This window comes from Micrococcus terreus, assembly GCF_900116905.1.
Lineage (GTDB): Bacteria > Actinomycetota > Actinomycetes > Actinomycetales > Micrococcaceae > Citricoccus > Citricoccus terreus.
The window spans coordinates 421,390-444,227 of sequence record NZ_FPCG01000002.1; the positions used below are offsets into that span (position 1 = coordinate 421,390).

Consider the following 22,838-nt stretch of genomic DNA (forward strand, 5'->3'; position numbering starts at 1 on the left):
GGGTCAGGCTCCGTGGGTGTCGGCGGCGGACTGGGAGTTGGGGCGGTCCATCACACGGTCCACACCGTCCAGGATCCGATCCAGGTCGGGCAGATGGTGGTGCTCGAGCTTGGCCGGCGGGTACGGGATGTCGAACCCGGTGATCCGCACGGGGGCGTGCTCCAGCCACTCGAAGCAGCGCTCGGTGATCTGGGCGGCGATCTCCGCGCCCACACCGCCGGTCAGCCCGGCCTCATGCACGATCAGCAGCCGCCCGGTTCGGCGGACCGAGGACTCGATCACGCCGTAGTCCACCGGGGAGATGCTGCGCAGGTCGATCACCTCCAGGGAGGTGCCCTCATCCGCAGCGGCCTCGGCGGCCTGCAGACACGTGGTCATGGGCGAGCCGTAGCTGACGACTGTGACGTCCGTTCCGGCCGCGGCCACGACCGCCGCATTCATGGACGGGCGATCCCGTTCCAGGTCCACCGGACCCTTGGCGTGGTAGCGGCGCTTGGGCTCGAGGTAGACCACCGGATCGTCGCTGGCGATCGCCTCGCGCAGCAGGTCGTAGCCGTCCTGGGGAGTGGAGGGCGAGACCACGCGCAGACCGGCGGTGTGCGTGAAGTAGGCCTCCGGCGACTCCGAATGGTGCTCCGGCGAGCCGATCCCTCCTCCGTAGGGGATGCGGATGGTGATCGGCATCTTCACATCTCCGCGGGTGCGGAAGTGCAGCTTGGCCACCTGCGAGACGATCTGGTCGAAGGAGGGATAGACGAACCCGTCGAACTGGATCTCCACCACCGGCCGGTAGCCGCGATAGGCCAGGCCCACGGCGGTGCCCATGATGCCGGACTCGGCCAGCGGGGTGTCGATCACGCGCTCGGGACCGAACTGCTGCTGCAGTCCGTCCGTGATGCGGAAGACCCCGCCCAGGGTGCCGATGTCCTCACCCATCAGCACGACCTGGGGGTCCTCCTCGAGGGCATCGCGCAGGGCGGAGTTGATGGCCCTGCTGAAGGTCACGGTCTGCGCTCCGGCGGGCTGGCCCTGTCCGGAGGAGCGGTCGGTGGTGGTGGCGGTCATCGGGTCAGTGATCCGTTCCGGAGGCGGTGGACAGGGCAGCGGCGTCCGAACGGGCCGGCAGGGAATGGTCCCCGAACTGCTCCAGGTAGAGGCGGTAGTGCTCGCGCTGACGCTCGAGCTCGGAGTGCGGCTCGGCGTAGACGTGGTCGAACAGCTCGGCCGGGCCGGGCTCCTCGGACTGGGCCAGTCCGGAGCGGATCCGGGCGGCCAATGCGTCTGCGGCCTGCTGCGAGGCGTTCTTGACCGCGTCGAGGTCCTCACCGCGACGCTGGATCAGCTTCTCCACCCGATCGATCGGGTCCTTGGCGCGCCAGGCCTCCAGCTCGCCCTCGGGACGGTAGCGCTGGGGGTCGTCGGCGGTGGTGTGCGGGCCCATCCGGTAGGTGACCGCCTCGATGAAGGTCGGGCCGCCGCCGTTGCGGGCGCGCTCGGTGGCACGCCGGGTGGCTGCCAGCACCGCCAGCACGTCATTGCCGTCCACTCGCATGGACGGGATGCCGAAGCCCCAGGGGCGGTCGGCGATGTGTCGGCGCGCCTGCAGGCCCACGGGCTCGGAGATGGCCCAGTGGTTGTTCTGGCAGAAGAAGACGACCGGGGCCTGGTAGCTGGCGGCGAAGACCATGGCCTCGTTGACATCGCCCTGGCTGGTGGCACCGTCGCCGAAGTAGGCCACCGTGGCGCTGGCCTCACCGTCCATGGCCGCCCCCATGGCGTATCCCACGGCATGGAGGGACTGGGCGCCGATGATGATCTGCTGGGCCCCCACGCGATGCTCGCTGGGCGCCCACCCGCAGAAGGTGGAGCCGCGCCACATCCGGATCAGTCCCAGCGGGTCCACACCGCGCAGATACAGGGCACCGTTCTCCCGGTAGGAGGGGAAGATGTAGTCCTTCTCCTGCAGGGCCAGCGCCGAACCCACCTGCGCCGCCTCCTGTCCGAGCAGCGGCGGCCACAGGGCCAGCTCGCCCTGACGCTGCAGGTGGGTGGCCTCGGTGTCCAGCCGGCGGATCTCCGTCAGATGACGGTGCAGCTCGGCCAGCAGTTCTGGAGTGACCTCCACCGCCCACGGGTCGAGGTCATGCTCGGTGCTCAGCGTGCCCTCCGGGGAGAGCAGCTGCAACAGGTCCGGCTCCGGCAGCTGCGGAAGTCCGGTCGGCGGGGTGTTCAGGGTGACGGAGCCCATGGCATCCTCCTCGGTCCGGCAGGTCGCTGGGTGCGGCGTCCTGTCCTGGGTCCACGCGGTCCGGGGTCTGGTCCGCAGTTCCTGTGATGCTAGTCACAGTGAGAGTGATGCACAATGTGTGGGAGCGAGATTCAGCATGTTGCTCACTCGCCGCGCACGACACACCGAACAAGAAGGGCATCATGAGCACCTTGGACACCACCGCCCTGAGGATTCTGGCGGCTCTGGCAGCCGACCCCGATGCCACCACGGTGGCCCTGGCCACTCGGTTGAACCTGTCCCGCAACACCGTGCAGGCCAGACTGGCGGCCCTGGACCGAGACGGGGCCGTCCTGCCCTTCGAACGCCGGATCAGTCTGCACAGCCTGGGACATCCGTTGACGGCCTTCGTCCAGGTGCATGTGCGCCAGCAGCACCTGGGTCAGATCATCCAGGAGATCGCCACCATCCCGGAGGTCGTGGAGGCACACGGGCTGACCGGATCAGCCGATGTGCTGGCTCGTGTGGCCGCCCGTGACGCCGAGGACCTGTTCCGCATCCACACCAGGATCCTGGACATCGAGGGTGTGGAGCGTGCGGACACCTCCCTGGCGATGGCCGAGCTGGTCCCCTGGCGGACGGTGCCCCTGGTGGAGTCGCTCCTGGAGGACGGATCTGGCGGCGGACGCTGACCGAGGTGCTCAGCGGGTCAGGCTGCGGTCTTCACCGGAGAGGTACTCGATCACGGCATCCAGGAACGCATCCACCTGGGCCTCGTCATAGCCGGGCTCGCCCTCCGCGGCCTCGAAGGTGCACCGGCGCACATCATCCACGGACACGGGGCGGCGCGGGCCACGCTGGACTCCGCCCACGGCCGGCGCAGGGTCGGCACCCAGGGTCAGGCCGATGCGCTCGCACAGGGCATCGACCTCTCGCTGGTCGTAGCTGGCGGCCCTGACCGCAGTCGGGCGTCGGAAGCGCTCCCCGGCTGGCCGGTTCAGCCGCCCCAGAAGCACCTCGCGTTCGGCGCGTCGGGACTCAGCCCAGGCTTGGATGCCCTCGGCGGCGATGCGCTCGTCACGCTCGGCCTGGGCCAGCGTGTCCTCGAGCCGATCCAGAGCCTCGTCCACGGCCTCAGCCGAGTACCCACCCCGGACGGCGTCGAACACAGCATGACGGACCTCCCGCGCGGTCAGTCCGATCCCCTGCTCGTAGGCCTGGCGGGCACGGGCCATGAACTCCTCGACCTGGCCGCTGTGGTACCCGTAGTCCTTGCCGGAGACGCGGCCGAACGGCAGCTCTGAACTACCGGGTTCCACGGGGTCCGGAACCTGGGACGGGCCTGCGCTGTCCCCGGAGGGGGCCGGCTGAGACCGGGATGAGAACGCCATCGAGTGCTCCTAGATGAGGGTGCTGACGGGTCCAGAGGCCCTGCCTCGGACAGAGACCATGCTAGCCAGTCAGGTGAAGGGCAGGGCGAACACCATGTAGGCCACGGGGGCCGAGAAGACGAGGGAGTCCAATCGGTCCATCGCGCCCCCGTGCCCGGGAAGCATCGAACCCATGTCCTTGAGGTTGAGCTCACGTTTGACCATGGACTCGGAGAAGTCACCGGCGGTGGCCGAGGCGACGGTCAACGCCCCCAGCAGGGCACCGATCCACCAGGGGTGGTCCAGCAGCAGCGCCACAGCGACCGATCCGACCAGCACCGAGCCCACGGTGGAGCCCAGGAACCCCTCCCACGACTTCTTCGGGCTGATCTTCGGGGCCATCGGGTGCCGTCCGAAGCGTGCCCCCACCAGGTAGCCGAAGGTGTCGTTGGAGACGACCATCAGCAGCATGCAGGCCACCATCAGGTTCCCGTCCTCCAGGCGCAGCAGCGCGACCGCGAAGGAGAGGAAGAACGGGACCCAGACGGCCACGAACACCGATCCCATGACCGACTCGCCTCGGCCGCCCGCTCCGCGGCTCACTCCCCACCCCAGGATGATCAGGATGGTCACGGCCAGGGCCAGCACGAGTGCCTCGATGCCCCCGAAGTACGCTCCGAGCGGCATCAGCACGGCTCCGATCCACAGGGGCACCACGGGGACCAGCACACCGCGGCTGGACAGCGCGTGGGCGGTCTCATAGACGCCCAGCAACAGCAGGGCGATCACCAGGGCGGCGAGCACGATCGGCGCCCAGAGAAGCCCCACCAGTGCTCCGCCGAGCAGCAGGACGCCGACCGTGATGGCGGCCGGCAGGTTGCGCCCGGCCCGGGATGCCCGGGCAGTGGTGGCTTCGGCCTCCTGCCGTTCCCGGCGCGAGGCGGGGACCTCGCTGGCGTCGGAGGGCATCTGAGGGGACGACGACGGCCCGGCCGGGCTGGGAGCCGCGGCCGGGCCGACAGTCAAGTCAGTGGGTTCAGACATCGATCCGAAGGCTCAGACCTCGAGCAGCTCTGCTTCCTTGCGCTTGGCCATCTCCTCGATGGTCTCGCTGTGCTTGCGGGTCATCGCGTCCAGTTCCTTCTCTGCGCGCATGCCCTCGTCCTCACCGGTCTCGCCGTCCTTGACCATCTTGTCGATGGCCTCCTTGGCCTTGCGGCGGGCGTTGCGCAGGGAGACCTTGTGGTCCTCGGCCTTGGACTTGACCAGCTTGACGTACTCCTTGCGGCGCTCGGCGGTCAGCTCCGGGGTGACCACACGGATGACCTTGCCGTCGTTGGACGGGTTGGCACCGATCTCCGAGTCGGACAGGGCCTTCTCGATGTTCCGCAGCGCGGAGACGTCGAACGGGGTGATCAGCAGGGTGCGGGCGTCCGTGGTGGTGAATGAGGCCAGCTGCTGCAGCGGAGTCATCGAGCCGTAGTAGTCCACCATCACCTTCGAGTACAGTCCGGGGTTGGCTCGCCCGGTGCGCACCGAGGCGAAGTCCTCGCTGGTGGCTTCGATCGTCTTCTCCATCTGCTCGCTGGCAGCCTGCAGGGTCTCCTGGATCACAATGTCTCCTCGGTGTGGTCGTGTCTGCTGTCAATCCTAGACGGTGTCCTCGGCGGTCCGTCTGCCGCGATCAGGCGGTGACGGTGGTGCCGATCCGTTCGCCGAGCAGGGCGCGCGTGACATTGCCCTCGCCCTCCATCCCGAACACCATCATGGGCAGGTCGTTGTCCTTGCACATGGTCATGGCGGTCAGGTCCATCACCCGGATGTTGCGCAGCAGCGCCTCATCGTAGGTCAGGTCGGTGTACTTCTCCGCGGTGGGGTCGGTCTTGGGGTCGGCGGTGTAGACGCCGTCCACGCCGGACTTGGCCATCAGGACCTCATCGGCTCCGATCTCCAGGGCGCGCTGGGCGGCCACGGTGTCCGTGGAGAAGTAGGGCAGTCCGGTGCCGGCTCCGAAGATGACCACGCGCCCCTTCTGCATGTGGCGGATGGCGCGCAACGGGATGTAGGGCTCGGCGACCTGCTCCATGTGGATGGCCGACTGCACGCGGGTGGAGACGCCGGCCTGCTCCAGGAAGTCCTGCAGGGCCAGGCAGTTCATCACGGTGCCCAGCATGCCCATGTAGTCCGCACGGCGGCGATCCATGCCGTTCTCCGACAGCTCGGCACCGCGGAAGAAGTTGCCGCCGCCCACCACGATCGCGATCTCGACCTGCCCACGGGCATCGGCGATCTGCTGGCCGATCCCCCGGACGGTGTCCGGGTCCACCCCGATCTTTCCGCCGCCGAAGACCTCGCCGGAGAGCTTCAGGAGCACGCGCCGCTTGCCGGTGCGGCCGGTGTCGCCGTGCGTGTCGCCGGCCTGCGACTGCTGCAGGTCCTGGGCCTCGTGGAAGGAACGGGCGTCGCGGATGTCCGGAGTGTGGGTGGAGTCAGTGGTGGACAAGGCGGCCTCCTGGGGCAGATGAGTGGGAGCAGACAGAGCAAAGGGGGTGGTCACCAGTGATGGTGGCCACCCCCTTCGTCGGACTCGAGGTTCATTCGGGTCCGATCCTACCGGTCACCGGCACCCGCGGATGCCGGAGGGACCGATGGGTGTGATCAGTTACCGACGCGGAAGCGGGCGAAGCCCACGACCTCGGTGCCGGCGTCGGAGAGGACCTTGCCCACGGTGACCTTGGGGTCCTTGGCGAAGGGCTGGTCCACGAGGACGATCTCCTTGAAGAAGCCGGTCAGGCGTCCCTCGACGATCTTCTCCAGGGCCTTCTCCGGCTTGCCCTCGGCGCGAGCGGTCTCATCGGCGATGCGGCGCTCGTTCTCGACGGTCTCGGCCGGCACCTCGTCACGGGTGAGGTAGGAGGGTGCGTAGGCGGCGGTGTGGACGGCGACGTCGTGCGCGGCGGTCTGGGCCTGCTCGGAGTCGGAGCCCACAGCCATCAGCACGCCCACCTGGGCGGGCAGGTCCTTGGAGGTGCGGTGCAGGTAGGCATCCACGTAGGTGCCCTCAACGCGGGCCAGACGGCGCACGACGACCTTCTCACCCAGCACAGCGCCCTCCTCGGTGACGTGGTCACCCAGGGTGCGGCCGTTGTACTCAGCGGCCAGCAGGGTCTCCAGATCGATCACGTCGTTGGCCACGGCGACCTCGAGCACGGTGTTGCCCAGTTCGATGAACTTGTCGGCCTTGGCCACGAAGTCGGTCTCGCAGTTGACCTCGACCATGATGCCGACGCCGTCCTTGACGGAGGCGGCGACCAGGCCCTCGACGGCCGAGCGGCCCTCGCGCTTGGTGGCGCCCTTGAGGCCCTTGACGCGGATGATCTCCATGGCCTTGTCGGCATCGCCATTGGCCTCGTCCAGTGCCTTCTTGACGTCCATCATGCCGGCGCCGGTGCGCTCGCGCAGGGCCTTGATGTCAGCGGCGGTGTAGTTCGCCATACGTGTACACATCCTTACCTTGTGGGGAGTTCGTCCCGGGTGGTGCTGTGGTCTTGTTGCAGTCAGGCCGGGCCCTCAGGCCCGGTGAGACGGTCGGCCGGCCCGCTGGGGGCCGGCCGACCGGTGTGTCACTGGGCGTCAGCCTCGGCGACAGGAGCCTCAGCAGCAGGTGCCTCTGCGGCGGGAGCCTCAGTCTGCTCTGCCTCGGAGGCCTGCTCGGCGGGGGCCTCAGCGGTCTCGGACTTCTCGGCCTGCTGGGCGTTGTGCTGCTCGAGCAGCTCGCGCTCCCACTCGGCCATGGGCTCCTCAGCGGCGGCGCCGCCGGACTTGCCCTGGTTGCGTGCCATCAGGCCCTCGGCCACGGCATCGGCGACCACGCGGGTCAGCAGGTTGACGGAGCGGATGGCGTCGTCGTTGCCCGGGATCGGGTAGGTGACCTCATCGGGATCGCAGTTGGTGTCCAGAATGGCCACCACGGGGATGCCCAGCTTCTGGGCCTCGTCCACGGCGAGGTGCTCCTTCTTGGTGTCCACGATCCAGACCGCCGAGGGGGTCTTGGTCATGTTGCGGATACCGCCCAGGTTGGACTCGAGCTTGGTCAGCTCGCGACGCAGCAGCAGCAGCTCCTTCTTGGTGTGGCTGGAGCCGGCGACGTCCTCGAAGTCGATCTCCTCGAGCTCCTTCATGCGCTGCACGCGCTTGGCGACGGTCGAGAAGTTGGTCAGCATGCCGCCCAGCCAGCGGTGGTTCACGTAGGGCATGCCCACGCGGGTGGCCTGCTCGGCGATGGCCTCCTGGGCCTGCTTCTTGGTGCCGACGAAGAGGATGGTTCCGCCGTGGGCGACGGTCTCCTTGACGAACTCGTAGGCGCGGTCGATGAACGACAGCGACTGCTGCAGATCGATGATGTAGATGCCGTTGCGCTCGGTGAAGATGAAGCGCTTCATCTTGGGGTTCCAGCGGCGGGTCTGGTGGCCGAAGTGGACACCGGAGTCCAGCAGCTGGCGCATGGTCACGACAGGCATGACTCTCCTTCTGTGGCAGTGGCGGGCTCGACCCTGTCCCACTGCCGATGGTGGTTGGCGGTTGACGGCCTGGTCCTTGCGGACTGGCCCCTGGCATGGGCTGCGGGCGGACCCGGCCTCCCCACCACAACCCGGACCGGTCAGGATCAGAGATCGACCGGAGCGGGACCGACGGAGGGGATCTGCCGCGCTCTGGCGAGCCGGCACAGTCATGCGCGTAGTCAGGCGTGGACTCAAGGCACACACCTGCTGGAGAGATCTTACCCCATGGTGGTCTGCACTCCTGCACAGGAGCCGGCACCACCATCCCGTTCCACATCACGACGACGGCCGGTTCCCTTCCGCGGCCCAGGTGCCGGACGCTGGAGTCATGCCCCTGCCCCTCCTCCTCCGCTCCGCGGCGACCGCCCTGCTGCTCGGCTGGCCGCTGACGGCTCCGTCGCCCCCAGCCCTCGGGCCGCCTGTTGAGCAGGGTGAGCACGCAGCGGCGTCACCCCAACAGGATGCAACCCCTCCCACCGGATGGGCGCCGCCTGCGGGGACCGGGCCCGAAGACCTCCTGCGTCCGTTCACCCCTCCCCCGCGGCCATGGTCCGTCGGCCACCGGGGCCTTGACCTGCACTCGTCCGACGGGACGGTCCGAGCGCCGGCATCGGGGATCGTCCGCTTCGTGGGCACGGTGGTGGGCCGGCCGGTCCTGACCCTGGCCCATCCCGACGGGACGCTGAGCTCCCTGGAACCGGTCCAGACCGAGCTGGAGGTCGGCGATCAGATTCGGGCCGGTGAACCGCTGGGGACCGTGGACCCCTCGGTGGCACACTGCGACGTCCTCTGCGTCCACTGGGGCGTCCGCGTCCCCGATGGCTGGCAGGTCGGTGCGACCGTGCGGGACCGCTACGTGGACCCCGCCCTGCTGCTGGGCTGGTCCGGCCCCTCAGTGCTCTGGCCCCTGGACGGCTCGCCTCCCGGCAGTGGCTGAGTCAGCCGCTGCGGCGTCGTCGGCGTGACCGGCGGGCGGCGACCTCTTCGGCGAGCCGGACCAGCGCACGGGCAGAGGCCTCCCAGCTGAAGGTGCCGGCCTGCGACACGGCAGCGCGGGAGGCGACCTCGAACACGGTCGGGTCCTCCAGCTCTCGGACCCGCGCCGGCCAGGCCACCGCAGCCTGCCCGTCCAGGGCCACGAAGCGGGCCGCCTCTCCATCCTGCCCGCCGATCTCGCGGAAGATCTCCAGATCGGACAGCACCACGGGCGTCCCCTGGGACATCGCCTCCGCCACAGGCAGCCCATAACCCTCAGATCGGGAGAGCGTGACCAGTGCGGTGGCCCGCCGCAGCAGTTCCACATAGCGCTCATCGCTCACGCCGCGATGGAAGACGATGGACTCCTGCCTCACCCCGGCGGACTCGGCCAGGTCCCTGAGCTCGGCCTCGCGGACGGGAGTGATCCGCGAGAGCAGGTGCAGCGTGTACTCCGGCAGGGCTGCCATGCCGCGGACGAGGTCCTCCACGTTCTTGTAGTCCATGAACGAGCCCATGTAGACGAGCGTGCGATCCGGGGACTGCTGAGGATCCCGGGGAGTGTCCACCGGCTGAGGCGCATTGCCGACCACGCGGATCTCGCGACTGGTGAGACGGTGCCGGCGCATCAGGCGTTGACTGGTCCGGGAGACGGTGGCCACGGCATCTGCCCGGTCCAGGACCAGCCGCTGTGGCCAGTAGGCCAGGTGGAACATCCGCCAGAGGAGTCGGACCGGCTCCGGCAGATCGCGCGGCGGAGTGCGGTGCTGGTAGTAGATCAGGTCATGCAGGGTCAGGATCAGCCCGTACTCCCGGCCCGCGGAGCCGAAGGTCTGCATCGGGCTGAAGACCACGTCCGGGTGGTGGGGATTGAGCTGCCGCGCCAGGAACGGTTCAGCCGCCGAGGTCGGGTCACTGACCTTGATCCAGGGGATCCCGGGCGGGAGCATCGGCAGCTGTGCCTCATCGGAGATCACCATGGTCACGTCGGCCAGCGGGGCCACTGCCCCGATCAGGCTGGCCCCGTACCGTGAGATTCCGTCGTGGAAGTCCGTGCGCGTGTACCGCGCGTCCATGAACAGCCGCAGTGACGACCGGCGCTGCACCGACGAACGGTCAGGGCGTGCAGGGGCGGCGGGAACGGCATCGGACATGCCAGACACGCTACCGGCCCGCCTGCGCAGGCAATGACTGCGCGGCCGGGCCGGCGAGGGGCGCTGGGAGGTGCGGCGCCGTCGTCGTGCTCTGTCTGGGACGGTTTCGCGGACGGGCGGCTCAGACGATCGCGGAGATTCCGGTGATGGCTCGTCCGGTCACCAGCGTGTTGATCTCGTAGGTGCCTTCGTAGGAGTAGACGGCTTCGGCGTCGGCGAAGATCTTGGCGGCCTCATAGTCGGAGCTGGCCACGATCCCGTTGCCGCCGAGCAGGGCCCTGCCCATGGCCACGGTCTCCCGCATGCGTTCGGTAGTGTAGGCCTTGGCCAGGGCGGAGTGCTCGTCCCGGGCCTGCCCCTCGTCCTCGAGTTGGGCCAGGCGGACCATCATGCCGGTGCTGGCCACGGCATTGCCCAGCATCTTGACCAGCTGCTCCTGGACCAGCTGGAAGGAGGCCAAGGGCTTGCCGAACTGCTGACGCTCCACCGCGTAGCGACGGGCGACGTCGAAGGCCCCCATCTGCTGACCCACGGCCTGCCAGGCGACAGCCAGACGAGTGACCTTCAGGACCTTGTTGACGTCCTTGAAGGAGTTCCCGTGTGCCAGGTGGAAATGGTCGTCGATGACCACGTTGTCCAGGGTGATGTCCGCGTTCTGGACGGACCGCAGGGCGATTTTGTTCTCGATCTTGGTGGCGGAGTAGCCCGGGGTCCTGGTGTCCACCAGGAAGGACTTGACCTGATTGTCCGCCACATCGCGGGCGAAGATGACCACCCAGTCGGACCAGGTCGCGTTGCCGATCCACCGCTTGGCGCCGTTCAGGACCCAGGTGTCGCCCTGCTTCTCCGCCGTGGTGCGCGTGCCGCCGGCCACGTCGGAACCGCCCAGGGGCTCGGTCAGGCCGAACGCACCGATCTTCTTCAACGAGTAGATGTCCGGCAGCCACTCGGCCTTCTGCTCCTCCGAGGCCAGCTCTTCGATGGTTCCGGTGAACATGCCGTCATGCACGCCCATGAAGGTGGCGATCGAGGTGTCCACGCGCGTGAAGGCGGCGTGAGCCAGACCGGCGAACAGATTCGAGTGCCCCTGGCGACGGACGGGCGAGACCACATCCAGCTGGGCCAGCTTGGGCACCAGTTCATGCGGGAACTCATCGCGATTCCAGAAGTCGGTGGCCACCGGACGGACCTCGGCCTCCAAGAAGTCACGGATCTCCTCCAGCCGTGTCCGCTCGGCGTCGGTGAGCAGCTGGTCGAAGGCGTAGAAGTCACCGTCGGCGTAGGGCGGGTTCTCGGGATCGGGTGCGGTGCGCTGTGCGCTCATGTGCTCTCCTGGGCAGGACTCTGGAATCGGTGCTCCGGCGGTGGATCGGCACCAGAGTTACTGCTCAGTAACATACCGCCTGAGCCTCCCCGCGAACAAGATCCACCCCGGCCGGGTCGAGCGTTGCCACCGCGTGACACCGGGCAACCTACGTCACAGTACGGTCATGACGGTCACGGTGGCCCAATCTTTCGATCGAGCACCTCTGACCCCTCCCGCGCCTGACGACATGCGACACAGTGTGGCCTGACTCACACAAAAAGATGACGTTTCGATAACGAAGGTGTACATTCCATAACGGTGAAAGTGTTCAACGACTCTTCCACGCGCACCTCACCACATCCTCGCAGTACCTCGTCACTCGTCTTCCCCCGGACGTTCTCGTCTCGACGTGTGCCTCGCCTTGTCCCCGCACCTGAGAGCCTTCCCATGTCTTACACCACTCGCCGTCAGCGCCGTATCGCCGAACGGACCGCAGCCAAGAAGCGTATGCAGCAGCGCCTGGCCGCCGGAGCCCTGAGCACCGGAGTCCTCTTCGGTGGTGCCGTCGCCACCTCCACCGGAGCGGTGGCAGCTCCGGTCTCCGTGACGGCCAGCCCCACTGGAACCGCCTCCACCACCACCTACCTGAACTTCCGCAGCGGACCGAGCATGTCCGACTCGGTGATCTCCGTGTTGTCTCCCGGCACCACGGTCACTCGAACCGGCTCCGCCAGCGGGTCCTGGGTCCAGGTCACCGCAGCCGGTCGCACCGGGTGGGTCAGCTCCTACTACCTGACCAGCGCCACCTCGACCGCGCCCGCACCGAGCACGGGAACGGCCGGTACGGCCCGGACCACCAGCGGCCTGAACTTCCGCACCGGTCCGAGCACCTCCTACTCCGTGATCTCGGTCCTGGCACAGGGCACCACCGTGTCCACCACTGGCACCAAGACCGCCTACTGGACGCAGATCACCGTCAACGGCCGCACCGGCTGGGTGAGCACCGCCTACCTCACCACCGGATCCACGGCGACGGCACCGGCGCCCATCATCCGCACAGGATCCACCTCGTCCTCGTGGAAGGCCACCGCCGCGAGCTGGGCCATCAACAAGGCCAACGACCCCAACGTTCGCTACGTCTGGGGCGGCAACGGCCCCACCGGCTACGACTGCTCCGGGTTCACCAAGGCCGCCTTCGAGGCCGGCGGCCAGACCCTGCCCCGCACCAGCCGTTACCAGTACACCTCCGCCGATCAGATCGTCTCCCTGAGCAACATCCAGGTCGGCGACCTGGTGTTCTGGTCCAACAACGGCTCCGCCTCCGGGATCCACCACGTGGCGATCTACGTGGGCAACGGCAAGATCGCCCACGCCCGCAACCCCACCACCGGTGTGCGCATCACGGACCTGTACTACAGCCCCAACAACATGTTGGGCACCGCTGCACGCTACAACTGAGTCCTTCCCGCACAGGGAACAAGCAGACGACGACGGTCCCCGACCAGGCATCTCGCCCGGTCGGGGACCGTCGTCGTGGTGGAGGCTTCGCCTCGTCCAGGGGTAGGGCGTGCGGGACTTGAACCCGCGACCCAAGGATTATGAGTCCTCTGCTCTGACCAACTGAGCTAACGCCCCATCTCGGTGCCGGGGGAACCGGCGACCCGGCACCCACCTGCGCCTGACCACTCTACTGGTCCGGCCGCCGTCGGGAACGGACATGGCCGTGATGGTCAGTCAGAGCTGGGCACGGATCTGCTCAGGCGAGGCACCCCGGTAGAGCTGTTCGAACAGGAAGACCGTCTTCTCCTGGGAGTGCTGGACGGCCCGGGCGTGGGAGGCCTCGCCCATCCGATCGCGGTCTGCTGGAGATGCGCTGAGAACGGCGCTGAGCTTCTCCGCCAGATCCTGTGCGTCGCCGGGAGCGAACAGGTAGCCGTTCTCCCCGTCCTCCACCAGGTGGGGCAGAGCCAGCGCGTCGGCCAGCACCACGGGCTTGGACGCGCTCATCGCCTCTAGGGAGACCAACGACTGCAACTCGGCGGTGCCCGGCTGGCAGAACAGGTCGGCGTGCAGATACAGGCGGTGCAGCTGTTCGTCCGTGACGTGACCGTGGAAGGTTACCCGCTCACTCATTCCGAGCTCCGCGACCAGCTCGCGCAGCACGGTGCGCTGTTCGCCGTCGCCCACGATCTCCAGGTGGGCGTTCAGGGCCGGGTCCATCAGCGCCAGCGCACGGATGAGGACGTCGATGTTCTTCTCCACCGCCAGACGACCCACGAACAGCACGACCGGGTGGTCGGCCTTCTCCACGGTCTCCCCCGGTGCCTGTTCGTACGCGGAGGAGTCGATGCCGTTGGAGATCGGCAGCACATGGTCCAGGCCGGCGTGCTCGGACATGGTGCGCGCAGCCAGGCCCGTGGGAGTGGTCACCGCGGCGGCCTTTCCCATCAGCCGCCCCATGTCCCGCCAGGAGGTCCTCGAGACGATGTCCCGGAACCACTGCGGGAAGGGCAGGAAGGGCTCCAGGTTCTCCGGCATGAAGTGGTTGGTGGCGATGGTGCGGATGCGCCGCCGTTCAGCCTCATTGATGGCGGCCTCGCCGATCATGTAGTGACACTGGACATGCACCACGTCCGGCCGCAGCTCATCCAGCAGCCGTCCGATCGAGCGGTTGGCGTGCCAGGGGAAGACCAGCCGGTAGTACTCATGCGTGGGTGCCGGCACCGATTGAAGACGGTGGACGGTGGCCTCCTCGGTCCGCTCCACCGAATCCGGACCAGCGTCGTTCCGGGCGGCGACCACATGGACGTCATGACCGCGCTGGTGCAGCGCTCGAGCCAGACGGTGGCAGAACACCGCGGCTCCGTTGACGTCCGGCGGGTAGGTGTCGGCCGCGATCAGCACGGTCATCGGGCGTTGCGTCTGTGTCGGCACGAGGTGGCGACTCCTGTCCAGGGTTCGTGTCAGGTTCATCAGGGGGCGTCAGGCCGGCCCACACCGGCTCGGCACACGTGACCGTCCGCCGGATCGCTCTGCGCGATCGATCAAGACGCTCCTGCGGTTCCCCCCGCGGCCGCTGCCGCCGCCTCCCGGCGAGCCACCACATCCGGGTGGTGACGAGACAGCGCGACCACCCCCAGGGTAGCAACGGCACCGGCCGCCACCATGCACAGACCCACCCAGACCGGCAGCCCCGGCTCCAGCTCGCCCAGGACCAGGATGCCCACCAGCACGCCCACCATCGGGTCGATCACCGTCAGTCCGGCCACCACCAGATCCGGCGGACCATGCTGGTAGGCACTCTGCACGAAGTAGACGCCCAGGCCACCCGAGGCGACCAGGATCGCCACTTCGAACCACGGAACCCCCAGGCCCAGCACGCCACCGGTGTCCCCCCGCAGGATGTGGATGGAGGCCAGGCGCACGCAGACCGCCACGAACCCGAACAGCACGCCGGCGCCGAGGATGTAGACGAACGCACTGGGACGGCGCCGCAGCGCCAGAGCCAGCAGGGCGAACAGGGCGGTGGCCGCCGCCGCGATCCAGGCCGTCACCACCTCTTGACTCCGGGTGGGTGCCGGGTTCTCCTGGGTGGCGAGGATGGCCACCAGGACGAAACCGGCCGATCCGAGCACACAGGCCGAGATGGCCTTGACGGTGGTGCTGCTGGGACGCACCCGCTGGGTGCGCGCGTGCAGGAGCGTGGTGATGACCACGGCCAGCGCGCCGATCGGCTGCACCACGGTCAGCGGAGCAGTGGCCAGGGCGTAGACGTTCAGGGTGATTCCGGCCAGCATCAGCAGCCCGCCGAGCAGCCACGGCCAGGACCCCAGCAGCCGCAGATGGCCCCTCGGATGCAGGCGGATCTCCGCCGCATGGGCCCGTACGCCCACCGACTGCCGTTCCGATCCCAGGGCCAGACAGATCGCACCGGCCAGGGCCGCGGCCACGGAGATCCATTTCATTCCCTGCTCCAGCTCTGCCGATCCCGCGGGTCCAGGCCGGCGGCGCGCATCGTCCGATGTTTGAGCAAGCACTGACGCAGGTAGTCGATCGTCGCTCCGAGGTGCCCGATGCATCCGACGGCCAGCAGCACGTAGGCGATCACCGTGATCAGGTCACGATCCCATCCCGGGACCTCGGCCAGCAGCAGGGCGGGGGCACCGACCAGCAGGAAGGCGGTGCGGACCTTGCCCAGCACGCTGACCTGAAGCTCCGGGCTGCCACCGAACAGGGCCAGCGCGGTTCCGGCCAGGATCAGGTCCGGGACGATGATCGAGACCGCCAGCCACCACGGGGCGATCCCCGTGACCACCAGGGTCACGGCGACCACCATCAGGGAGAGCCGATCGGCCAGCGGATCCAGCCATTGACCGGTGGTGGAGATCTGGTTGAAGCGTCGAGCGATGTATCCGTCCACCCAGTCGGTGCTGGAGAGCACGGCGAGCACGATGAAGGCGCTCAGGTGCTGCTGGGTGGCCACCAGCACCACGAACACCGGGACCAGACCGAACCGAAGGAGCGTGAGGATGTTGGGGACCGTCCAGAACCGGTCCGTGACGACATAGTCGATGTCGTCGCGGCGCCCTGCCCCTATCAGTCTCATCCTGCGGCTCCTGTCCGGCGTCCTGGTCCAGGTACGACGGCGGCGCCCTGGTCAGGTGACCAAGGCGCCGCACACGTCTGCTGGCTTACTTCTTGCCCAGCTGGCGGACGAAGACCGCCAGGGCAGTGGTGGAGGCCCCCAGCAGGGCCAGCGGCTGCCACCGGTCCTTGACGTACTCTCCGGCCTCGTTGGCCTTCTCGCCAGCGCGTGCGCCGGTGCTGTAGGGCGCAGTGGGGGCAGTGGGGTCGCCGGCCTGGACGGCACCGTACCGACGCGGACGTCCCAGCTGAGAGGTGAAGGCGTGGAGCTGGCCCTTCACGTCGGTCTTCTCCTCCACCCCGGAGCGGATGTCACCCAGGTGCTGGCGGCGCAGCTGGGTGCGGCGCCGCAGCTCGTCATAGGACGGCTCGGAGGACTCGTGATGTTTGGGGGCTTCGCCCCGCTTGACGGCCTCCTTGTTCTCCTGCTCGGCCTGCTTGCGACGCTCGGCCTGGCGGGCCTGCTCGGCCTTCTTGTCCTCAGCGCGCTGGGCCTCCAGCCGGTCGAACTCGGCGGGGTTGAAGGCGTTGCCCTCCTTGAGGTAGCCCAGGTCGTGCTTGAAGCCACGGATGGTCTCCGCGGGGACCAGGGGCATCGCGCCCTTGATCCGCAGTGCTCCGATGAGCAGGCAGATCAGGGCCAGGACCAGGGCTGCCGCGGCGACCATCAGGGCCCAGAACCAGATCGGCTGCTGCTGTGCCAGACCGCCGATGAGCGCGACGATCAGTGAGACGACCATGACGAACAGGAAGACCAGGCCGACGACGGCGATGCCGACTCCGATGCCGACCTTCACGCCCTTCTTCGTCAGCTGGCCCTTGGCCATGGTGAACTCGTCCTTGAGCTGCTTGGGGACGAGACGCACGCCGGTTGCGGCGAGATCGGTCAACGAGCTCGAACGAGTCTGGTCCGAGACTCTTGGGGAACCCTGCTGGGCCATCGGTTCGTGCCTTCCCTCGGTGGTCGGTGTGGGTGTGGTCCCGTGTGCGGAACACACAGGCACGACCAAACTACCACTGCTCAGCTTCTCGACCGCCGCCCTTCCGGCCGGACCAGTACTGCTGCCCCCAGCCGAGACAGCCTGCTGACGGCAGCCTCGATCGGTCCGCGGCCGACCGCCCGCTGCCAGGCCATGGCCAGCAGGATGCCGAGCACCACCTGCCCCCAGAACCAGAGCCAGGGGTGGTGGTCCACGTGCACGGAGGCCAGCACCACCAAGTGGATGGTGTAGCCGGTGAGGGTCATGCTGCCCAGAGAGGCCAGGGGCCAGAGCAGCTGGCCTGCACTGCGCGAGACCCACAGGGCCCCGCCCACGACCACCAGCGCCATTCCCGCACTGGCGGCCCAGGACAGCGTGGTGTTGGAGTGGGGTCCGACCACCAGCTGCCACCACGGGGAATCCGACGGCAGAGCAGGGTCTCCCCCGAACAGCATGGCCCGCCGGACACTGTCTGCTGTGGCACCGTGACTCTCCGAGACGATCCGCCCCGACCCGCCCCACGCGTGGACAGCCAGCCACGAGATCCCGTTGCCGAGCAGCATCAGGAGTCCGCCGGTTCCCAACAGACCTAGCTGGACAGAGCGACGTTGCAGCATCATCCGCCCCAGGGCCATCCCCAGCAGGATGAAGGCCATCCAGGTCACCGCCGGATACACGGCCGTCAGCAGCAACGAGAGCAGCAGTCCCGCCGGATCCAGGACGAGGTCAACCAGCGTCGGATTCGACAGCGTCGCCGCCCCGAAGGTCTGCAACGCCAGGTGCGGGAGGATGTCGTAGACAGGCAGAGGAAGCGCGTTCAGCCCCAGCCCCCACACCAGCAGCAGCAGCGCCCGCACCAGCAGGCCGACGCGCGCACGCAGCAGCAGCCTCCGACACGTCTTCGGACGGCGGCCACCCATCATGAAGGCCACGGCCACACCGGCAAGCACCGCGAAGAGGGCAGAGGCGTGGCCGCCGAAGAGCAGCCACGACAAGGTGGGAGCTCCGGTCACCGGGTCAGCCTCGGGGAGAGTGTGGGCCGCCACCATGCCGATCAGCGCAGCCCCCCCCGAGCCGCATCGACACCGGTGATGCGACGTCGAGTCCGGCTGCCATCGCGCGTGGGAATGTTCAGGACTGCACCACCGCCCCAGCCGGCCCGCCGACGCCTGCGCAAGGGAGCCGACGTCGTGATCTGCTCTGAGCCGGTGGGCTCTCCCTCTCCGGTCCACGCGACGCGTGGGGGCCGGCGGCCGGGCCGCGGACGGTCACCCGGCGGCAGATCTCCCTCGGGAACCTGCTGGGCGGGGGTGGGGATGGGAGCCGGGATCCGCGGCTCCGTGGCGTTCATGCCCGACTCCCAGCACGATGCCGGGGATACCGGGCATGCCGGGCATGCCTGACGTCCACGTCCCGCAGCTGATCCTGCGTGACATGGCGCACCGGGTTCCCGGGGCAGCGGAGCGAACTTCTCAGCGTCCTTGGCCTGGTCCAGGTAGCGTCCCAGGCCCACACCGGCGATCACCAGCTCTCCGGTGTCACCCCAGCGCACCGGGACCCCGTCCGGATCCACCACAGCCAGTCGCCACCCGGGAACAGGCCGACCGATCCGGATCGGCGGCTCCACGCTGAGCAGCTGCCCCGAGGCGATCACCGTCGTCTCAGTGGGCCCGTACGTGTTCCACCCCTCGCGGCCCGGATGCGCCAAGCGCTGAACCAGGGACATCGAACACGCCTCGCCGCCGAAGATCAGCAGACGGACAGCGCTCAGCGACTCGGAGGGCCAGAGGGAGGCCAGGCCACCAACTCACTGCCGGCGATCCGGTCCAAGGCACGGATCACCAACGTGTCCCCCTCACGCAGGAAGTCCAAGCATGTGACTTTGTCCGCTAATTGGCGGGGTTTTTCAGACGCTCAGTGGCGGCCTCCACTCCCTCGCACGCGAGGGGGTGGTAGCGATGCCCTGCGTGTCCGTAAGGCCATCCCCATACGACTACCGGGGTTGGCGACCCTCACCCCTGTCGACCCACCCGGATCGATACGTGCTGTGAGTCCCTCGGGCGCAGTTCCGATGCCCACTGCGCCGCTGACACTTTCGTGTCAGTAGGTCGAGGCGGAACGTTCCAGCTGTGCGGCTGGGGCTCGGTCGACCACCACCCCTCGATGGCGTGTCCGTGCGGCGTCGGGCTTGGCTACAGGTACCGGCAGACCTGGTCGGAGCTGCACGTGTCGGGCTCAACGTGCTCGGCCTGGTCGCGTAGCCCGGCGAGGGTGTCGCGCAGGTCGTGGAGCTGTCTGAGTTTCAGGTCAATGTCGGTCAGGCGTGCGTCGAGCAGGTCGCGTACGTGATCGCAGGGAGCTTGGCCGTGGTCGCGGATGTCGAGGACCTGCCGGATCTGGGCGAGGGAGAGTCCGGCGGCTTGGCCGCGGTGGATGAAGTCGATCCGGGTGAGGCTCTCGGTCGTGTAGTCGCGGTAGCCGCCGGGCGTGCGCTCGGCCGGGGGCAAGAGCCCCTGGTCTTCATAGAACCGCAAAGTCTTCGTGGTCGTGCCGGCCGCTTCAGCGAGCTCCCCGATCCGCATCCTCACCCCTCGTGTGTCACAGGTCTCACCCTTGACCTTCCCCTGTACTGGAAGCTTTAGTATCGCCGCATCAGGAGGATTTCTCAACAGTCCGGGGAGGGTTCGGGATGCAGTCGAAGATTGATCTGGCCGTTATCGGGTCGGGTGGCGCGGCGTTCGCCGCAGCGATCCGCGCCACCACGCTGGGCAAGTCGGTGGTGATGGTCGAGCGCGGCACGTTCGGCGGCACCTGCGTGAACACCGGGTGCGTGCCGTCCAAGGCGCTGATAGCGGCCGCCGAGGCCCGCCACGTGGCCGCGGACGCGGGCTCCCGGTTCCCGGGGATTGCCGCCACCGCGGGCGCGGTCGACATGCCCGGGCTGGTGGGTGGCAAGCAGGACCTGGTCGAGGCGATGCGGGGTGAGAAGTACTTCGACGTGGCCGAAGCCTACGGCTGGCCGGTCCGCCAGGGCCAGGCGGCCTTCGCCGGCACCCCGGATGCGCCTGTGCTGGAGGTCACCGCCGCTGAAGGCACCGTGGAAACCATCGAGTCCGCCCATTACCTGATCGCTACCGGCACCCGTCCCTGGGTCCCGCTCATCCAGGGGCTGGACGGCGTCGAGTACCTGACCTCGACGTCGGCGATGGAACTGTCCGAGCGCCCCGACTCGCTGCTGGTGCTCGGCGGTGGCTACGTGGCGCTGGAGCTGGCCCAGATGTTCGCCCGGCTCGGCTCGAAGGTGACCCTGCTGGTGCGTTCTCGGCTGGCGTCGAAGGAGGAGCCGGAGGTTTCCAGATCATTGCAGGAAGTCTTCGCCGACGAGGGCATCCGGGTGGTCCGCCGCGCTGTTCCCTCCCGCGTTGCCCGCGATACCGTCACCGGGCAGGTCGTCGTCATGGCCGAGGTCTCGGGCGGCGAGCAGGAGTTCCGTGCCGACGAGATCCTCGTCGCGCTCGGACGCCGCCCGGTCACCGAGGGGCTCAACCTCGAGGCCGTGGGGGTGAAGACCGGCGAGGCCGGACAGATCATGGTCACCGACCAGTTGCAGACCGCCAACCCCCGCGTCTGGGCGGGCGGGGATGTCACCGGGCACCCCGAGTTCGTCTATGTCGCGGCCCGGCACGGCACGATCGTCGCCGAGAACGCCTTCACCGACGCCAACACTTCGGTCGACTACACACGGATGCCTCGGGTGACGTTCACCGGTCCCGCCATCGGCGCGGTCGGGATGACCGAGAAGGAGGTCATCGCGGCCGGGATCCGCTGCGACTGCCGCGTCCTGCCACTGGAGTACGTGCCCCGTGCGCTGGTGAACCGGGACATGCGTGGGTTCATCAAGATGGTCGCCAACGCCGACACCGGCGAGATCCTCGGTCTCACCGCTGTCGCCAAGGACGCCGGCGAGCTCGCCGCCGCCGGCGTCCACATCCTCGGCAAGACCATCGCAGAAGTCGCCGACGCGTGGGCCCCATACCTGACCATGGCCGAAGGCATCCGCATCGTCGCCAAGGCCTTCACCACCGACGTCTCGAAGCTGTCCTGCTGCGCCTGACCGCGCACTCACCCCAATAGAACTGGACGCACTCAATGAGACGATCCTCACCACCGACCTGACAGACCACCGACCTGGCAGACCGGCTCGTCCGGTCCGAGGAGACCGCCCTGCTGGTCCCGTTGCTGCGGCTGCGCGCCGCCGGTGACCCGATCACCATCGATCACCTCGCGACGGTCCCTCGACGGCACACTTCCGAGGGTCCCGCATGGGGAACCCTCACCGGACGCACTCTCGTTTGACCTGGGCACACTCAAGCACGCCTCGGGCATGATCCCGTAGGAGCCGTCCGGTGGCCCGTACCGCGACGGGCGCCATACGGGGCAGCCTTGGACAGGTCTCTGGCCTGCGTTCCGCGGTAGTCATCGGCGCTGGGCCAACACCTTGTTGCCGGCCTCGCGCAGTTCACCGGTGGGCGAGACGTGGCGGTAAAGGGTCTGGCGGGTGATGCCCAGTTCCTCGCACAGCGCGCTGACATTTGACAAGTCCCTTGGAGACTCACAGTCTGTCAAATGCTGCCCGGGCATGAGCGCATCTATCGGGAAGGCCACCATCGAGGGTGGCCACGCCGGTGACGGGCTGAGTGACTCGCAACCAACGTTGAGTACACGGTTACAGCCGCCGACTTCCGATACATAGTTGCGAGACTTTTTCGTGGGGCGCAAGCCCGCAAATCCGCGCCCTCGTCATGCGTTCACGGAGGGAACCACGAGACGTCTTGTAACCCATAGGTTGAGAGACACTGTGGATCGTGTCGACACATACGACTGCACGGAGACGCGACCCTGACAAACCACCTCTAAGCCCGGTTCAACACGACCGTTCAATGACCGATTCGCAACCCGCTCTGACGGCAATCTGACGTCAGGACCTCAAGTGTGAAATCGGGTATACCCACCGTCAGATCTGTTCGGTGACATCGTGTGGAGTAGACGGAAATGTCCAGAACCCCCACGTGCGTTGACGCAGACCGTGGCCCGACTCGGGTAGGCGCTGAGCTCCTTAAGGGCGGACCGTATGGCCCCCGTCGCTGGAACGGTTCACCGGGCGGGTCATGCGGGACGCTGCCCACTCCGTGAGTGCGTGTGGCCTGGCCAGTGGCGGGTGTGTCCGGTGGGGGTTCCCCTTACGGGCATGCGATCTGGGCTGACGCCTGTGACCGAGTGTTCAGCGCGCGCTGTATAGTTCAGTCCATGCTGACTATTGCTTCGCGTCTCGACGTGATGAACCGCCTGGGTCGTGCACTGGCCGACCCCACTCGATCCCGGATCATCTTGACCCTGCTCGACCATCCCGCTTACCCGGCGGAACTGGCCCGAGATCTGGACCTGACACGCCCGAACGTGTCCAACCACCTGGCATGCCTGCGCGATTGCGGGATCGTCGTCTTCGAGCCCGAGGGTCGTCGGACACGATATGAGATCGCCGATTCGCACCTGGCGCAGGCGCTGACGGCACTGGTCGATGCCACCCTGGCAGTGGACGAAGACGCCCCGTGCATCGATC

22 protein-coding genes, 1 tRNA gene and 1 pseudogene are annotated in these 22,838 nt (G+C 68.0%); 5 read left to right on the plus strand and 19 right to left on the minus strand.

Going from position 1 to position 22,838, the window contains the following annotated elements; all coding sequences use genetic code 11:
- Window positions 1-3: 3 nt before the first annotated feature.
- Together BM355_RS04325 and pdhA are read right to left on the minus strand one after the other, a co-directional pair.
- Window positions 4-1,065, minus strand: coding sequence for an alpha-ketoacid dehydrogenase subunit beta (locus BM355_RS04325; RefSeq protein ID WP_091695128.1), 1,062 nt, complete (start codon window positions 1,063-1,065; stop codon window positions 4-6).
- A 4-nt stretch (window positions 1,066-1,069) separates the two neighbouring features.
- Window positions 1,070-2,248, minus strand: coding sequence for a pyruvate dehydrogenase (acetyl-transferring) E1 component subunit alpha (pdhA, locus tag BM355_RS04330; protein WP_091695131.1), 1,179 nt, complete (start codon window positions 2,246-2,248; stop codon window positions 1,070-1,072).
- Window positions 2,249-2,430: 182 nt separating this feature from the next.
- Here pdhA and BM355_RS04335 point away from each other — a divergent pair, with 182 nt between their 5' ends.
- A complete protein-coding gene (locus BM355_RS04335) occupies window positions 2,431-2,919 on the plus strand; it encodes an Lrp/AsnC family transcriptional regulator (RefSeq protein WP_091695134.1) in 489 nt (162 codons plus the stop codon).
- 9 nt (window positions 2,920-2,928) lie between these two features.
- Here the strand turns inward: BM355_RS04335 and BM355_RS04340 are convergent, their stop codons facing one another.
- The 6 genes from BM355_RS04340 to rpsB all read right to left on the minus strand — a co-directional run bounded on the left by BM355_RS04340 (window position 2,929) and on the right by rpsB (window position 8,117).
- Window positions 2,929-3,618 (minus strand): DivIVA domain-containing protein, encoded by a 690-nt coding sequence (locus BM355_RS04340; protein WP_091695138.1) that lies wholly within the window; start codon window positions 3,616-3,618, stop codon window positions 2,929-2,931.
- A gap of 69 nt (window positions 3,619-3,687) precedes the next feature.
- Window positions 3,688-4,641 carry a phosphatidate cytidylyltransferase gene (locus BM355_RS04345; protein ID WP_091695142.1) on the minus strand — a complete coding sequence of 318 codons (954 nt, stop codon included), beginning with the start codon at window positions 4,639-4,641 and terminating at the stop codon, window positions 3,688-3,690.
- 12 nt (window positions 4,642-4,653) lie between these two features.
- A complete protein-coding gene (gene frr, locus BM355_RS04350) occupies window positions 4,654-5,211 on the minus strand; it encodes a ribosome recycling factor (protein WP_091695147.1) in 558 nt (185 codons plus the stop codon).
- A gap of 70 nt (window positions 5,212-5,281) precedes the next feature.
- Window positions 5,282-6,031 (minus strand): UMP kinase, encoded by a 750-nt coding sequence (pyrH, locus tag BM355_RS04355; protein ID WP_091695432.1) that lies wholly within the window; start codon window positions 6,029-6,031, stop codon window positions 5,282-5,284.
- A 224-nt stretch (window positions 6,032-6,255) separates the two neighbouring features.
- Entirely contained in the window at window positions 6,256-7,092 is an 837-nt protein-coding gene (gene tsf / locus BM355_RS04360; RefSeq protein ID WP_091695149.1) for a translation elongation factor Ts, read from the minus strand.
- Window positions 7,093-7,220: 128 nt separating this feature from the next.
- Window positions 7,221-8,117 carry a 30S ribosomal protein S2 gene (rpsB, locus tag BM355_RS04365; RefSeq protein ID WP_091695152.1) on the minus strand — a complete coding sequence of 299 codons (897 nt, stop codon included), beginning with the start codon at window positions 8,115-8,117 and terminating at the stop codon, window positions 7,221-7,223.
- 370 nt (window positions 8,118-8,487) lie between these two features.
- On the opposite strand from rpsB, the gene BM355_RS14315 reads away from it, so the two are divergent.
- Complete coding sequence (locus BM355_RS14315) at window positions 8,488-9,096, plus strand: M23 family metallopeptidase (RefSeq protein WP_177227830.1); 609 nt, start codon at window positions 8,488-8,490, stop codon at window positions 9,094-9,096.
- A gap of 1 nt (window position 9,097) precedes the next feature.
- Here BM355_RS14315 and BM355_RS04375 read toward each other — a convergent pair whose 3' ends face one another.
- A complete protein-coding gene (locus BM355_RS04375) occupies window positions 9,098-10,210 on the minus strand; it encodes a glycosyltransferase (protein ID WP_091695436.1) in 1,113 nt (370 codons plus the stop codon).
- 199 nt (window positions 10,211-10,409) lie between these two features.
- Entirely contained in the window at window positions 10,410-11,612 is a 1,203-nt protein-coding gene (locus BM355_RS04380) for an acyl-CoA dehydrogenase family protein (RefSeq protein ID WP_091695158.1), read from the minus strand.
- Window positions 11,613-12,041: 429 nt separating this feature from the next.
- Here BM355_RS04380 and BM355_RS04385 point away from each other — a divergent pair, with 429 nt between their 5' ends.
- Window positions 12,042-13,052, plus strand: a complete 1,011-nt coding sequence (locus BM355_RS04385; protein WP_091695161.1) for a C40 family peptidase — start codon at window positions 12,042-12,044, stop codon at window positions 13,050-13,052.
- 103 nt (window positions 13,053-13,155) lie between these two features.
- Here BM355_RS04385 and BM355_RS04390 read toward each other — a convergent pair.
- The 8 genes and pseudogenes from BM355_RS04390 to BM355_RS04425 form a co-directional block, all read right to left on the minus strand.
- Window positions 13,156-13,229 (minus strand) — tRNA-Ile (locus BM355_RS04390).
- Window positions 13,230-13,328: 99 nt separating this feature from the next.
- Window positions 13,329-14,567 carry a glycosyltransferase gene (locus BM355_RS04395; RefSeq protein WP_091695163.1) on the minus strand — a complete coding sequence of 413 codons (1,239 nt, stop codon included), beginning with the start codon at window positions 14,565-14,567 and terminating at the stop codon, window positions 13,329-13,331.
- A gap of 71 nt (window positions 14,568-14,638) precedes the next feature.
- Window positions 14,639-15,559, minus strand: coding sequence for a DMT family transporter (locus BM355_RS04400; protein ID WP_091695166.1), 921 nt, complete (start codon window positions 15,557-15,559; stop codon window positions 14,639-14,641).
- On the minus strand, window positions 15,556-16,200 hold the full coding sequence (locus BM355_RS04405) for a CDP-alcohol phosphatidyltransferase family protein (RefSeq protein WP_091695169.1): 645 nt from the start codon (window positions 16,198-16,200) through the stop codon (window positions 15,556-15,558). The genes BM355_RS04400 and BM355_RS04405 overlap by 4 nt, the downstream gene beginning before the upstream one ends.
- Before the next feature lie 85 nt (window positions 16,201-16,285).
- Complete coding sequence (locus tag BM355_RS04410) at window positions 16,286-17,128, minus strand: phage holin family protein (protein ID WP_245760584.1); 843 nt, start codon at window positions 17,126-17,128, stop codon at window positions 16,286-16,288.
- A 131-nt stretch (window positions 17,129-17,259) separates the two neighbouring features.
- Window positions 17,260-18,231, minus strand: a complete 972-nt coding sequence (locus BM355_RS04415; protein ID WP_143109411.1) for a hypothetical protein — start codon at window positions 18,229-18,231, stop codon at window positions 17,260-17,262.
- A 440-nt stretch (window positions 18,232-18,671) separates the two neighbouring features.
- Window positions 18,672-19,016: pseudogene (locus tag BM355_RS14540) on the minus strand (AMP-binding protein); the annotation flags it as partial.
- 394 nt (window positions 19,017-19,410) lie between these two features.
- Complete coding sequence (locus BM355_RS04425; RefSeq protein ID WP_019157843.1) at window positions 19,411-19,800, minus strand: heavy metal-responsive transcriptional regulator; 390 nt, start codon at window positions 19,798-19,800, stop codon at window positions 19,411-19,413.
- A 107-nt stretch (window positions 19,801-19,907) separates the two neighbouring features.
- Between BM355_RS04425 and merA the strand changes: the two genes are divergently transcribed.
- Entirely contained in the window at window positions 19,908-21,332 is a 1,425-nt protein-coding gene (gene merA / locus BM355_RS04430) for a mercury(II) reductase (protein ID WP_091695185.1), read from the plus strand.
- Between the two features lie 362 nt (window positions 21,333-21,694).
- Here the strand turns inward: merA and BM355_RS04435 are convergent, their stop codons facing one another.
- Entirely contained in the window at window positions 21,695-21,817 is a 123-nt protein-coding gene (locus BM355_RS04435; protein WP_425435588.1) for a hypothetical protein, read from the minus strand.
- A 708-nt stretch (window positions 21,818-22,525) separates the two neighbouring features.
- Here BM355_RS04435 and cmtR point away from each other — a divergent pair.
- Window positions 22,526-22,838: Cd(II)/Pb(II)-sensing metalloregulatory transcriptional regulator CmtR (gene cmtR / locus BM355_RS04440; protein ID WP_091695440.1), on the plus strand; the 313-nt coding region annotated here is incomplete at its 3' end.